This window comes from Vallitalea maricola (assembly GCF_036985595.1).
GTDB lineage: Bacteria > Bacillota > Clostridia > Lachnospirales > Vallitaleaceae > Vallitalea > Vallitalea maricola.
The window spans coordinates 1-12486 of sequence record NZ_BTPU01000021.1 but is presented as its reverse complement, the minus strand read 5'-3'; the positions used below and the strand labels follow the sequence as shown (position 1 = coordinate 12486).

10 protein-coding genes are annotated in these 12486 nt (G+C 33.1%); 9 read left to right on the top strand and 1 reads right to left on the bottom strand.

What is annotated here, in order from left to right; all coding sequences use genetic code 11:
- Window positions 1-247: 247 nt before the first annotated feature.
- Window positions 248-931, bottom strand: coding sequence for a helix-turn-helix transcriptional regulator (locus AACQ14_RS07125; RefSeq protein ID WP_339362888.1), 684 nt, complete (start codon window positions 929-931; stop codon window positions 248-250).
- Between the two features lie 179 nt (window positions 932-1110).
- On the opposite strand from AACQ14_RS07125, the gene AACQ14_RS07120 reads away from it, so the two are divergent.
- From AACQ14_RS07120 to AACQ14_RS07080, 9 genes are all read left to right on the top strand, one after another.
- Window positions 1111-1494: a RidA family protein gene (locus AACQ14_RS07120; RefSeq protein WP_339362887.1), complete on the top strand. Its 384-nt coding sequence runs from the start codon at window positions 1111-1113 to the stop codon at window positions 1492-1494.
- A gap of 98 nt (window positions 1495-1592) precedes the next feature.
- Complete coding sequence (locus AACQ14_RS07115) at window positions 1593-2978, top strand: tryptophanase (protein WP_339362886.1); 1386 nt, start codon at window positions 1593-1595, stop codon at window positions 2976-2978.
- A gap of 446 nt (window positions 2979-3424) precedes the next feature.
- Entirely contained in the window at window positions 3425-4759 is a 1335-nt protein-coding gene (locus tag AACQ14_RS07110) for a sodium-dependent transporter (protein WP_339362885.1), read from the top strand.
- A 735-nt stretch (window positions 4760-5494) separates the two neighbouring features.
- The gene (locus AACQ14_RS07105; protein ID WP_339362884.1) at window positions 5495-6295 is read left to right on the top strand and encodes a class I fructose-bisphosphate aldolase; all 801 of its coding nucleotides are present in this window, start codon (window positions 5495-5497) and stop codon (window positions 6293-6295) included.
- A gap of 21 nt (window positions 6296-6316) precedes the next feature.
- Window positions 6317-7354 carry a zinc-dependent alcohol dehydrogenase gene (locus tag AACQ14_RS07100; protein ID WP_339362883.1) on the top strand — a complete coding sequence of 346 codons (1038 nt, stop codon included), beginning with the start codon at window positions 6317-6319 and terminating at the stop codon, window positions 7352-7354.
- Window positions 7355-7531: 177 nt separating this feature from the next.
- Entirely contained in the window at window positions 7532-8473 is a 942-nt protein-coding gene (locus tag AACQ14_RS07095; protein WP_339362882.1) for a sugar-binding transcriptional regulator, read from the top strand.
- A gap of 107 nt (window positions 8474-8580) precedes the next feature.
- On the top strand, window positions 8581-9942 hold the full coding sequence (locus tag AACQ14_RS07090; RefSeq protein WP_339362881.1) for an APC family permease: 1362 nt from the start codon (window positions 8581-8583) through the stop codon (window positions 9940-9942).
- 59 nt (window positions 9943-10001) lie between these two features.
- On the top strand, window positions 10002-10916 hold the full coding sequence (locus AACQ14_RS07085) for a bifunctional riboflavin kinase/FAD synthetase (protein WP_339362880.1): 915 nt from the start codon (window positions 10002-10004) through the stop codon (window positions 10914-10916).
- Between the two features lie 37 nt (window positions 10917-10953).
- Window positions 10954-12144: an iron-containing alcohol dehydrogenase gene (locus AACQ14_RS07080; RefSeq protein ID WP_339362879.1), complete on the top strand. Its 1191-nt coding sequence runs from the start codon at window positions 10954-10956 to the stop codon at window positions 12142-12144.
- The last annotated feature ends 342 nt before the right edge of the window (window positions 12145-12486 follow it).

The following is a 12486-nucleotide window of genomic DNA, read 5'->3' as shown; positions in this document are numbered from 1 at the left end:
GGATTAATTTATGATGGAACATTTTCGGGTAAACGTATAAAAGGTGAAGGATTAACTGCCGAACTTTTGGCTAAGAATAATATTAAGATATATACAGAATTTGATGTTGATAGATTTGAAAAGAATTGAAAATATTTTATTGACAGTTTTATTTAATGAAAAAATATAAAAACTCCTTACTGATAATAATTGAGATATCAGTTAGGAGTTTTTTGATTAATGATTAAAGTATCAATTTCCTGTGAGTTTATGTATTTTTCTTGTTTATCTTAGCTAAATATCTATAAATACTAGGTTCTGAACAAGATAATTTGTTGGCAACTGTACTGACTGCTCCTTTTAGCATAAAAACACCTTTTTGATCTAGGATATCTACTATCTGTAATCTTTCATCCTGTGTCAGACGGTCTACGGGTATATTACTATCTTTAAGTACTTTGTTTAAAACAGTGTCAGTTACTTCTTCGATAGAATTAGAGAATGTTTCTGAGCTGTTTTCTACTATGGAATCAACAGAATTATATTTACTATTTTCTTCTATCAATTTATCTGGATGACAAAGCTGTAATATTTTGTCACTGAGCTCTGTATATCTTCTATCGTCAAAATTAATACATAACATACCCATAAGTTCTTCATTATTATTTTTTATGAAGAAGGTAGAGGAACGTAATAATCTTTGGTCTTTTGAGACACCATTATAATTTATCTTATAATCTTTATCCTTATATTCTTTGTTTGCAATTATCTCAAGTCCTAAGTTGGTCATTGGTGCACCAACAGTTCTTCCACTAATATGGCCATTGGCTATGGCAACAATGGACTTTGAATCTGATTGTATATCATGTAAAGCGATTTCATAATCAGGACCTAGAGTTTTTCCTAAGAATTTTACGAGATTAGTATATTGTTTTAATGTATTATTATCCATAATTTCACCTGCTCAGTATATTTTAATAGCTTTCATAAATCATTTATTAATATATAGAATAGACTATCACAGTAATAAAAAAAATGCAATGTGATAAAAGTTTCTAAATATATTGACTGAAAATTATAGTGGTGATAAAATAATATTATCGTAATAAAAAATTATAAGGAGGTAAATATATGAAAGAAACTATAGCTACAAAAAATGCTCCAGAAGCCATTGGGCCATATTCTCAGGGGACTGCAGGAGCAGGATTAGTCTTTGTTTCAGGACAACTTCCAATTGATATTGCTACAGGACAATTCCCAGATGGTGGAATAAAAGAACAAACAAAACAATCTCTAGAAAATCTAAAACAAATTTTATTAGAGCGAGGGGTAACTTTAAAACATGTATTGAAAACAACTGTTTTCTTAAAGGATATGAATGATTTTACTGCTATGAATGAAGTATATAAAGAATATTTTGGAGATAGTAATTATCCAGCAAGAGCAGCAATACAGGTTGCTAGATTACCAAAAGATGCTTTGGTAGAAATAGAAGCTATCGCTTTAGATAAATAAATAATTTTACAACTATTAGTTTACATAATTATATTTGCTTGAAGGGTTTATTAATACCCGCTCTTTAGTTAAATTATAATACGTATGGAGGTAATTGGATGGCTAAAAAATATGTACCAGAACCATTTAGAATAAAAATGGTTGAAACTATCAAAATGCTTACACGTGAAGAAAGAGAACAAAAGATAGAAGAAGCAAAATATAATATGTTCAATTTGAAAGGCGAAGATGTGTATATTGATCTGCTCACAGACAGTGGAACCAATGCAATGAGTCAGGAACAATGGGCAGGTGTCATGGTTGGTGACGAAGCTTATGCTGGAGGAAAAAGTTATTTCAAGCTTTTAGATACAGCTAGAGATATTTTTGAGTACAAATATATTCAGCCTGTTCACCAAGGACGTGCGGCAGAAAAAGTCCTATTTGGTATATTAATGGGAGAAGGAAAGTATGCTATATCTAATATGTTTTTTGATACAACAAGGGCTCATGTTGAACTTACTGGTGCGAGAGCAATAGATTGTGTTGTTGAAGAAGCTAAGAAACCAGAAGTAAGAGCTCCTTTCAAAGGTAACATGGATGTAGTAAAATTAGAGAAATTAATTAACGAATATGGGCCAGAAAAAATAGCTCTTGTTGTTATGACAGTAACTAACAACTCAGCAGGAGGTCAGCCTGTATCAATTGAGAATATGAGAGAAACTGCCGCTGTTTGTAAAAAATACGGTATCAGAATGAACATTGATGCTGCTCGTTATGCAGAAAATGCATATTTTATCAAGAAAAGAGAAGAAGGATATGCAGATAAATCAATCAAAGAGATAGTTAAAGAGATGTTCTCATATGGAGACATGTTCACTATGAGCGCCAAAAAAGATACAATCGTAAACATGGGTGGATTAATTGGTGTAAAAGATGATGAAAAACTGTTCCAAGATGTAAAAGGACGTACAATATCTTTTGAAGGATTTATTACATATGGTGGACTTTCAGGTCGTGACCTTGAATGTTTGGCAATCGGTTTGAATGAAGGTATTGACGAAAGTTACTTAGAATATCGTAATGGACAGATGGAATATCTTGCATCCAGATTGGATGATGCAGGAATAGCATACCAAGCTCCTGTAGGAGGTCATGGATTATTTATAGATGCTAAAAAAATGTTCCCTCATATACCATATTATGAATTCCCAGGTCAGGCACTAGCAATTGAATTATACAAGGAAGCCGGAATCCGTACATGTGATATAGGTTCTTATATGTTAGGAAATGACCCTGATACAGGAGAACAATTACAAGCATCATTTGAATTTACAAGATTAGCTATTCCTCGCCGTGTTTATACTCAAGCACATTTTGATGTAATGGCAGATGCATTAATTGCTATTAAGGAAAGAGCAAAAGATGTAAAAGGATATAAGATAACTTGGGAACCACCTATTCTTAGACATTTCCAAGCGAGTCTTGAACCTTTGGATAAATAATAATCAATATAATACTCTGTATAGCTATATGTTCGGCCAATAATGGCCTATCCCATACCCCTATAAAAGCTATACAGAGTCTTTATTATGGAATTTCATGAGAGTTATTTTATGAAATGAATCCTTTCTAAATTATCATCATATATTTTCTTTAAACACTACTTTCTTCTATATTAAAGTATATTTGGTCTATAAATCATCAAAATAAAATATTCACAGGATAATTAATAAAAGAATATATATGTCTTGATAGTGACATTATGTTTAGAATCTGATATTATATAGGATAATAGAATTTTGACTTATCATAAAGGAGCATTGCTGTATAAATTTTATGGCGTACCTATTTAATAAGATAGCTCTTATAGACTAAAATAAGATTATAAATAATAGTCTAGAAAGGAAGAGTATGTGAAGTCTTTTATTTCATTATGCTAGGTGAGAAAATGAGTAATAAAGTTAGTACATCAAAGAAAAGAGATGCATTCAATTCTAAGACGGGATTTATACTTGCGTGTATTGGGTCAGCAGTAGGAATGGGTAATCTGTGGATGTTTCCATACAGAGTAGGACAATTTGGTGGTGCAGCCTTCTTGATACCTTATTTGATATTTGTAATTGTTATTGGATTTACTGGAGTAATCGGGGAAATGTCTTTTGGTCGTGCAATGAAAACAGGTCCTCTAGGAGCCTTTAAAAAAGCTGTTGCTAGAAGAGGGAAGAAAAACGGAGATTTAATAGGATTGATTCCCGTAATAGGATCTTTGGGTATTGCTATTGGATATGCAGTTGTAGTTGGCTGGATACTTAGATTTACAGTAGGTTCCATAACAGGAAGTCTGACAAATGCTGAAAACAGTGGAGCTTATTTTGGTAAAATAGCAGGGACATTAGGAAGTACTGGCTGGCATTTAGCAGGACTATTAATAACTTTTGTCATAATGTTCTTTGGCGTATCAAAAGGAATTGAAAAAGTGAATAAATTCATGATGCCAGCATTTTTTGGATTATTTATAATTCTAGCTGTAAAAGTCATGACATTGGATGGTGCAACGGAAGGTTATAAATATCTATTACTACCTAAATGGGAATTCTTAAAAGACCCTAAGACATGGGTATATGCTTTAGGACAAGCATTCTTCTCATTATCATTAGCTGGATCAGGAACTTTGGTTTACGGAAGCTATCTAAGAAAAGATGAAGACGTTGTAAATTCGGCTAAATATGTTGCTATATTTGATACCATAGCCGCAATGCTTGCTGCACTGGTTATTATTCCATCTGTGTTTGCATTCAACCTTGATCCTGCATCAGGACCACCACTTATGTTTATAACAATGCCAAGTGTATTCAAATTGATGCCCGCAGGTAGAATATTTGCAATTATTTTCTTTGTAGCAGTATTATTCGCTGGAATATCATCTTTGATGAATTTATTAGAAACACCTATTGAGACATTGCAGAATAGATTTAAACTCTCTAGGGGATTATCTATTTTAATAATAGCATTAATAAGCGGTGGAGTAGGTCTTATAGTAGAAAATGGAAATAATCTAAGTACTTGGATGGATGTAGTATCCATTTATATTATTCCACTTGGTGCATTATTGGCAGGAATAATGTTCTTCTGGGTATGTGGTACAAAATTTGCAAGGGAACAAGCTCAGTTAGGAAGAAATAAAAAGATTGGACCATGGTTTGAACCTATGGCAAAATACATATTTTGCGGTCTTACCATTATAGTTTATATCTTAGGGATATTTTATGGTGGTATTGGATGATATAAATATTTTTTTGGTTATATATAAAAATAAATAAAGTTCTGTAAAATTATTAAGGTACGTTAACTTACTCCACATGGTATGAAAGTGAAAGAAAGATGGTTACAGCTAAACCAGAAGCTTAATTAGAATTTGCTTTAGAATTTTACCAGTTAGCTAGCTTTGAAATTGAATCGATAGATGGGTATGTTGAATGGTTCAAAAGTCCACTTTGTTGGAAGAAAAATCCATAGTGAAAATTATTATGTTATTTAAAAACAGGTTATTTAATTGAGAGAATTTCAGAATTTATAATTTAATTCGTGAAACACAATATCTAGATTATATATGCAGTAGCAGTAGATATATTGTGTTACAGAATAAACAAATGTAATTATGAAATTCTCTTAATTAAAAAAATATCCTGTTTTTTCTTACGCTCTATTATATAAGATGAATTAAAAATAATTTTTATCGGTCTATAGGACGGGTTACCAGAAAGGGTCAGGCATGAAATTAAGAGGAAGCTTAATGTATAGAATAATAATAAAGACAATAAACCAGTGATTAGATAGCGAGTGAAACATAGATTAAAAAAGGTGCTGTATTTAGAATTTTAGAAATAATACAGTACCTTTTTTTGTTGAGATAATTACAAAAGTAATTACAGGTTGACAAATGCTCAAATGCATGTTACGATATACTCGCATTACAAAATATCAAACATTGAGCAAATGTAATTGGGAGGTTTTATTTATGAGTAATACAACAAATCGAATGAATCACATTTTTAGACCAGACAAAAAAACATTTATTATGGCAATGGATCACGGAGCAAATTTTAATGTGCTTCCTGCGTTGAAAAATCCTGGGAAGATTATAAGGGAGATAGCTGAAGCTGGAGCAGATGCTTTTTTGACAACAGTAGGTATGACAGAAAAGTTTGGAGAGGATTTTATTGGAAAAGGAATCATTCTTCGTATTGATGGCGGCGTTTCTTTTTTAGGAGATCGCTCAAAACCGCTTCAAACTGTAGTAACAGCAGAAGATGCTATTCGAATAGGAGCAGACTCCATCATTACAATGGGATTTCCTGGATCCAAGTTTGAAAATGAAATATTAAGTAATCTTTCTCGAAATATAATGGATGCACACAAATGGGGTATTCCAGTAACTTCTGAGGCGTTACCACGAGGTTTTGAAGGTGGAGATGATTCAAGAACACCTGAAAATGTTATTTTTGCTTGTAGACAAAGCGTTGAATTAGGTGCTGACATCATCAAGACAGTTTATACAGGTGATCAAGAAAGCTTTAAAGAATTAACAGAGAGCGTGTATGCTCCAGTGGTTATCTTAGGTGGCTCTAAGAAAGTTCCAGAACGTCAACTTCTACAAGAAATTAAAGATGCTATGGAAGTAGGTGGGGCTGGTGTTGCTATGGGACGTAATATATGGGGACACGAAAATCCTGCTAGATATGCAGCTGCTATTGCTAAACTTATCCATGAAGATTGTAGTGTAGATGCTGCTCTCAAAGAGTTAAATCCAAAATTTTAAGTGCATAGGAGGAGATTGAAGATGAGTAAATATAATGTAAGTGTTATCTCAAATGTTAAAGAGCTTACAACACACGAGTTAGAATTAAAACAACCAAAAGATAAACAGGTACTTCTAAAAGTTGATTCTTGCGCAATTTGTACACTTGAACAACGTGTATATAATGGCGTTATGCAAAGGTATCCATTTGCTGGTGGACATGAAGTTGCCGGAATCATAGAATCAGTTGGGAAAGATGTAAAGAATGTAAAACCTGGTGATAAGGTTGCAATATTCTTATTAACATCTTGTGGTGAATGTTATTACTGTAGAAAAGGGTTTGAAAATCAATGTGTACATTCGTTTAAGACTTCTATACATGAGGGATTTGTAGGTCCTGGAGGATTTTCAGAGTACATGTTGTTAGATTCTAAGCGTGTATATAAATTATCTGATGATATTGACCTCTCACATGCATCATTAACAGAGCCATTAGCTTGTTGTGTTCATAGTGTTAATAATGCATCAATTGAATTAGGCAATGATGTTGTTGTTATTGGTGTAGGAATTATGGGTGCATTTCATATACAACTTGCAAAATTAAGAGGTGCTCGAGTAATTGCTTGTGATTTAAATGATGAAAGACTTAAAGTGGCAAAAAAACTTGGTGCAGATATAGTGATTAATTCTAAAAATGAGAACACCATTGAAAAGGTAAAGGGACTTACCGAAGGACGTGGTGCAGATGTGGTTTTTTGTACGGTTGCAATATCTGAACTTGCTGCTGATAGTATTGCTATGGCAGGGAAACTTGGAAGAGTTATCATGTATAGTTCTTTCCATCCAGATAATCCAATAGAACTAAGTGTTAATAAGGTTCATTCTAGTGAAATGATTATTACAGGAGCTGTTAATCCAAGAAGAACGGATTTTCTTGCTGCTACGAGATTATTATCACATAAGCTTGTTACTGTATCGGATTTGATTTCTGACATTATATCCATTGAAGAAATAGATAAAGCATTTAATAAAGCTATAGATCCATCTACATATAGAATTATTGTCAAGTTTGGAAAGTAATATTTTTCAAGTTATTTTGGGGTATTTAAGGTATAACACGATATTTTATAAAAGATATATTTAGTAACGTATACAAATGTTAGTGCTGTATCTATGAGTACAGAGTTGCATTTGACATCGATAAGTGAGATAATTAGCTAATATTATATTATTTATAAAATGGAGTGGTGTTAAGAAATGATTAATGAGAATTCTTTCGGAAATTCACGATTAGATTATATAAGAGTAGCAAATTATTACTATAAATCTGGACTTACTCAGGAAGAGATTGCTAAAAATATGAACATATCCCGGCAACGAGTGAATCGAATGCTTAGTAAATGCATTAAGATGGGTATTGTTCGTATTAGTATAGAAGGTGTGGATGAGACCAACTTAGGATTGGAAACAGAACTTGAAAAAAAGTTTGGTCTAAAAGCAGTGAGAATCTCGGGTAATGTATCAGAAGAAAATGTATATGAAGAAATAGGTAAGATTGCTGCTGAATATCTAGCGGGAATTATTAGTAAGGGAGATATTATTGGTTTTTCAAGAGGAAGAAGTATGTCGGCCTTAGTTGATTGTATGCCTGCTATAAAATCGAATAATGTTACGATTACACAACTTATGGGTGGCTGGAATAATGAACAGACAAAGATTAAGGTTGATGATATCGTTCATCGTTGTAGTGAAAAAATAAATGCAACATCCACTGTACTCTATGCTCCAGTTGTAGTTAATAATCCTAGACTACGTCAAGCAATTATCAATGAACCATTCTTTTATGAAGCATATAGTGTGATAAAATCCTGCTCCATTGCTGTTGTTGGTATAGGAGATGCAACAAATAAAAAAATACTTCCTACCATGGAGAAAGAGGATTATGAATATTGTATTGATAAAAACGCAGTGGGTGAAATATGTGCACATTTTTTCGATATAAACGGAAAAGAAATTAAAACACCACTTGATGAGCGTGTCATTTCTGTTGAATTAGAGGATTTCTTTAAAATACCAATGCGAATAGGAGTAGCAGGATTAAAGTCTAAAATTCCTGCAATACTTGGCGCTTTAAGAGGCGGATATATTAACTCATTAGTTACTGATCTTGATACGGCTCAAATATTAAGTCAAAAATAGCTAATTAATTTTAATTACAAATAAGAATTTACCTCCTTAACGGTGAAGTTACTAAATGTTTAAAAAATATTATTTATGTAGCAAAACAAAATAAGAGGAGGTTTTTTATGTCTAATTTGAATAACAATCAACAAGGTTCTCTTGGTTTAGTTGCATGCGTTACTATGATTGTAGGGGGAATGATTGGTAGTGCCATATTTTCCTTGTCAGGGATGACAATATACTATGCAGGTCCTGCTGCCATTATTTCATGGATTATAGCTGCAATAGTACTTCTTATGTATGGTCTTCAGGTAGCCGAACTCTCTACTATTTTTCCTAAATCAGGTGGTGTTTTTATATTTCCTTCAAAATCTCTAGGAAAAACAGAAAAACAAGGTAAGATTTGGGGTTGGATTTCTGCTTGGGGATATCTCAATGCTAATATAGTGGGTATAGCTTTTGCGGCTATTTATATAGCTACTTATTTAAGTGTAGGTTTTCCTATATTTAAAGGTATGCAGATTCCTCTAGCTATTGCTGCATGTATATTCTGCTGTATTCTTAATATACTTAAAATTAGTGCGGCGGGTAAAGTCAACACAATACTTGTTATTTTATTGACATGTACCATGGTGGTATTTGTATTTGTAGGATTATTTGGGAAAAGTTGGGATTCCAGCCTGCTTACTCCTTTTTTTACACAAGGTTCTAAGGGGGGAACAGGATTTATAAGTGCTATTCCTAATGCTATGGTAGCTTATGGTTCCATTGTAGCCATTGCATTTATCGTATCAGAAGTAAAAGATCCTAACAAAAATGTTCCTAAATCAATCTGTATAGCTATGGGAATCGTTATTATTTTATATGTTATGATTATTCTAACAACTGTGGGACTCATTACATCTGATTTCCTTCAGGAAAATCCAGGTATGCGCTTTATTCCTCTGTACGCAGCTTCTTTTACTAAGCTAACCGCATTTCCTTGGCTTGCTAAAGTTATATCCATTTCTGCTGTTCTAGCATTACTTACAACCATGAATGTTTTGATAGCCATTACTTCAAGAGCGATTGGAGCCATAGCTAATGGTGGTATGCTTCCAAAATCTCTGAATAAGATAAATAGTAAAACAGGTACGCCTGTTATAGCTAGTATTGTTGTTACGGCTGTAAGTATAATAATAGCATGTTTTCCTCAATTTACAGCTGAAATAGTCAATATTGGTTCTTTGTTCGCAGCTATTACTATTTCCATTAATTGTGTTTCATTGCTTGTAGCACGTAAGAAAAATAAATATATTGAAGGTAATTATCGTGCGCCTGGTGGTTCTGTTCTTCCAATTATGACACTTATCATTATAATAGCATCTTATATACCTGGAATCATTAACGGAGCTTCCTTATGGTACTACATTATTGCATGGTATTTAATCGGTATCATTATTTTATCACTTTATCGTATGACAGTGCGAAAAAGTAATGTGTCATAGATATAAAAAAGTTATAACACATTAATTTGAGTCATTGGTAAGAAAGGAAGGAGCATGACATGAAACATATTAATAGTAAAGATGTTAACATAGATAAAAATACCTGTGTAGCTTTTGGACAATTTGATGGATTACATAGAGGGCACAGAGCTGTTATTGATAAACTTATTGAACAGGAAGGAAAAAACCTTACTTCTGTATTAATAAGCTTTGACTATCAACCAGCAGACCTTTTTGGGGTAAGTAAAGTGATATATACAGAAGAAGAAAAGGCACTTGTTTTGAGTAATGATGGTCCCCAATTCATGATTTCATATCCGTTTACTTCAGAGATCGCAGATATGGAGCCTGAAACATTTATAAAGGAGATTTTAATTGATAGTTTAGGGGCAAAAGTAGTAGTAGCTGGTGAACAATGTAAGTTTGGTAAGGATTGTAGTGGAAATATGGAAACCCTTAAACATTTTTCATCAGTATATAGTTACGAGGTTATCTGTCCTGAAACTGTACAAGAAAATGGACAGGCTATTACAGCCAGCTTTGTTCGAGATGCCATTACTGAAGGGCATATTTCAGAGGCTAATGAATTTTTGGGACATACCTTTAAAATGCTAGGGGAGGTTGTTCATGGTAAAGCTTTGGGAAGAACTGTTGGTATGCCAACCGCTAATCTTCAAGTGGCAGAAAATAAGTTAATGCCTAATAATGGTGTGTACGCTACTTTATCAGAAATTGATGATAGAATGGTACAAGGACTTACTAATATTGGGCTGCGTCCATCGGTTGATGACCACAGTTATATAACGATTGAGACCTTTTTACTAGACTTTTCAAAAGACATATATGGCAAAAAAATAGTTCTTGATATTCACTCATACATAAGAGGTGTCATCAAATTTAATAATATTGATGAAGTTAAAAAGCAAGTGGATAAAGATATTCAATCTATAAGAGCTTACCTTGATGCTATTTAACATTAAAACTCATTAAGATATAAAGGAAGATAAAATTATGAATAATAAATATTCACCTCTTGTTAACAGTCATTTTATTGTAGGAAGAGGTTCTATAAACTTTATAAGACAACTGGATAAAAAACGAGCAGTCGTTATTTATGACGGAAGAATTCTATCAGATACTATTAAGGAACAGATTATAAAGCTTGTTGCTGAAAACAATGGAGAATGTAGATTTATTGCAGATATAAGAAATGAACCCTTTTTTAGTGATATCCTTAAGGCAGCAGATGACATGAAAAGTTTTGATCCTGATTTAATTATTGCCATTGGAGGAGGTTCTGTACTGGATACTGCTAAGGCTATGCACTTGTTTTATGAATATCCTGAAATGAGCATGGAGGATGCCCTTGTACCCTATAATTTACCAAAACTAGGTGTAAAAGCCATAATGGTAGCTATCCCAACTACTACTGGAACAGGCTCAGAAACAACTTCAGCAGCTGTATTTATGGATCAATTAACCAAAGCTAAACATCTGATGTTATCTAATGAGCTAATACCTGCTTATGCTATTCTTGATGCTAATTTTACAGATAGCCTTCCAAAAACAATAGCAGCTAATACAGGTATGGACGCATTAACTCATGCTTTAGAAGCATCCGTATGCAAAACAGCCTCTCCTATGGTTATCTCTATTGCAGTAGGTGCAGCTTTAGACATACTGGAGAATTTAGAAAGTTCTGTATCGAGCAGGCATCAAGATGTAAAAGCTAATGCCAGAGAGATTTGTCATGTGGCAGCAAGTCTTGCAGGAGTTGTTATTACGAATTCGTGTGCTGGGCTTGCACATGGATTTGATCAGCCTGGAGCATATTTTGGGCTTCCACATGGTATGGTATGTGGTTTATTGTTACCATATACAACAGCTTTTGCCAGTCCTCATGCATCTTATGCTAAACTTGCAAAACGATTAGGCATTGAAGGTGATAATAAAAAAGAACTATGTCAAAAATTAGTTGATTATCTTATGGAATTTAGCAAAAAAATTGGTATACCTTCAAATTTTGCAGAAGCAGGTATAGACGAAAGTATGTTTATGGCTAAACTAGATGACTTTGCAGATCTAGCCATATCAGCAGTAGCGACAAAATTATCTCCAAAGCTTCCAAGCTTCCAAGAGGCTAAAAAATTACTCATAGATGCTTATTATGGTAACCAACCTCTTGTTATTTCTGAGTTATAAAGCTTTAGATTTAAGAAGTATGCAATAGATTGATGGATGAAGAGCTATCTCTTAATAGAAAATGAGTTCTAGAGAGATAGCTCTTTATGGTGTGGGTTTCATTTGCATAAAATAATCTCAAATGATAGAATAAAGAAAAAGAAAAAAGGTTAGATATAAGCATATGATGGATAAATTTAATTCTGTACCCTCATATACAATTGCAAGATGAACTCATAAATAAATGAAGAGTGGTTCTGATGTATTTTATTTCTTTACAAAGTTGATGTTTAGGTTTATAATAATGTAATATGTAGTGGTAGACGTTAAAAAGCCCTTCATCGTAACTTGATGTAAGGGCTT

Bases quoted from the DNA above. Each gene is read 5' to 3' on its own strand.
- AACQ14_RS07110 (WP_339362885.1), top strand. From the start codon at position 3,425: ATGAGTAATAAAGTTAGTACATCAAAGAAAAGAGATGCATTCAATTCT.
- AACQ14_RS07120 (WP_339362887.1), top strand. From the start codon at position 1,111: ATGAAAGAAACTATAGCTACAAAAAATGCTCCAGAAGCCATTGGGCCA.
- AACQ14_RS07085 (WP_339362880.1), top strand. From the start codon at position 10,002: ATGAAACATATTAATAGTAAAGATGTTAACATAGATAAAAATACCTGT.
- AACQ14_RS07100 (WP_339362883.1), top strand. From the start codon at position 6,317: ATGAGTAAATATAATGTAAGTGTTATCTCAAATGTTAAAGAGCTTACA.
- AACQ14_RS07125 (WP_339362888.1), bottom strand. From the start codon at position 931: ATGGATAATAATACATTAAAACAATATACTAATCTCGTAAAATTCTTA.
- AACQ14_RS07095 (WP_339362882.1), top strand. From the start codon at position 7,532: ATGATTAATGAGAATTCTTTCGGAAATTCACGATTAGATTATATAAGA.
- AACQ14_RS07115 (WP_339362886.1), top strand. From the start codon at position 1,593: ATGGCTAAAAAATATGTACCAGAACCATTTAGAATAAAAATGGTTGAA.
- AACQ14_RS07105 (WP_339362884.1), top strand. From the start codon at position 5,495: ATGAGTAATACAACAAATCGAATGAATCACATTTTTAGACCAGACAAA.
- AACQ14_RS07090 (WP_339362881.1), top strand. From the start codon at position 8,581: ATGTCTAATTTGAATAACAATCAACAAGGTTCTCTTGGTTTAGTTGCA.
- AACQ14_RS07080 (WP_339362879.1), top strand. From the start codon at position 10,954: ATGAATAATAAATATTCACCTCTTGTTAACAGTCATTTTATTGTAGGA.